The organism is Propylenella binzhouense, assembly GCF_009866965.1.
In the GTDB taxonomy this organism is placed as follows: Bacteria; Pseudomonadota; Alphaproteobacteria; order Rhizobiales; family Afifellaceae; genus Propylenella; species Propylenella binzhouense.
Genome location: NZ_SPKJ01000207.1, coordinates 1 through 1,456, shown reverse-complemented (window position 1 = coordinate 1,456; position 1,456 = coordinate 1). Strand labels below are relative to the sequence as shown.

The window sequence follows — 1,456 nt, the reverse complement described above, 5'->3', positions numbered from 1 at the left end:
CATCGGTCGCGACGTCGGCGGGCGCGTCGGCCCGGAGCGCGGAGGCGCCGGCCGGCTCCTCGGACGGCAGCGGCTCTCCGGCGGGCGGCATGGCCGGCCCCGCGCGCTGCGCCTGGAAGAAGGCGAAATCCTCCTGGCTGGAGGGCAGCGTCGTCATGAACCGCTCGCTGGTGCTGAGGAGCATGTCGGCGAGGATCGTCACGTTTGCCGCCGCCACGCCGGCCGCGCCCAGCCCCTCCGGGCGCGGCGCCTGGGCGAGGTGGCTCCTTCCTTCGCCCGCGCGGCCGACATGGATGATCACCGGATCGCCGGGCAGATCGACCACTGCGGGCACGAAGACCGGCTCGCCGGCGAGATCGGATCCCATGGGTGCGCCGAGATCGGCGATTTCGCCGTCACCTGTTCCGAACGACCAGTACTGCCAGGTGACAAGGATCCCGCCGCCGAGCCCGGCCACCGCCAGCGCGAGGGCCGCCAAGGTCCATTGGCGCGCGCGCCGGCGCGAGCGCTGCCGGGCCGCCGCCGCCTTCTTCGCCCTGAAGCTCGCATCGATCTCGTGCATCGGCTCCCGCTCGGGCCCGACACCGACCGCTGCCGGCCGGCCGGCCGCATCGCCCTATCGGAAGCCTCCGATCAGCGCGCCCGGCTTGATCCGCGACGACGAGGACGAAGCTTGAGCCGGCGGCGGAGGCGCGGCCGGTGGCGGTGTGCGCTTCACGACCGTCGTCGTCCGCGAGCGCTTGGGCGGCTTCGGGTCCGCCTTCGGCGCGGCCTTCCGCGCGGGTGCCGCGGCCTTGGGCGCCACCTTCTGCTGCGGCTTCGCCGCCTTGGGCGCATCCGCCGGCTTGCAGATCTGTCCGCTCTCGTCGAGGAGTCGGGCATAGAAGGCCTGGTCGGGATCGAGCGCGTCCGGCGCTTCGCCTTTGGCGTCGTAATAGCGTTCGGCCGCGCCGGCGGAGTTCGGCCCCCAGATTCCGTCGACCGCGCCGCTGTAGCAGCCGAGCCTGGCGAGCTCGCCCTGCACCGCGCGCGGCAGATCGAGCGCGGGCCTGGCCTCCGGCGCCTCCGGCAGCACGGAGCCGTTCGGGGCGTCGGCGCCTTCGGTGCCCGGGGTGAGGGCCGCAACCTCCGTTTCCCCGGTTTCGCCGGGCGGTGAACCACCCGGCTCTTCCGGGCCGGGAGCGACAAGCTCGGCGCTTCCCGCCGGGGGCGCAATGGCGGAGCCGCCCAGCGACGTCTCCTCGCCGACGATCACATGCGGTTCGAAGGTTTCGGGCCTGAGCGCGAGCGTCGCGCCGACGGAGGCGACGCGCACGCCCGGGGCCGCCGGCTCGACGGGCCGCGCAAGTCCGTTCATTGCCCCGTTGACCGGAACGTGCCGAAACGGAACGGCCGCTGCGATCGGCGGCGCCCCGGCCACTTCGGCGCGCGCCCGCGCCGGCTGGGCGGCGACGGG

At 74.7% G+C, this 1,456-nt stretch carries 2 pseudogenes; both read right to left on the bottom strand.

What is annotated here, in order from left to right:
• A pseudogene (locus tag E4O86_RS22925) lies at positions 1 to 562 on the bottom strand (M23 family peptidase); the annotation flags it as partial.
• Between the two features lie 54 nt (positions 563 to 616).
• Positions 617 to 1,456: pseudogene (locus E4O86_RS22920) on the bottom strand (hypothetical protein); the annotation flags it as partial.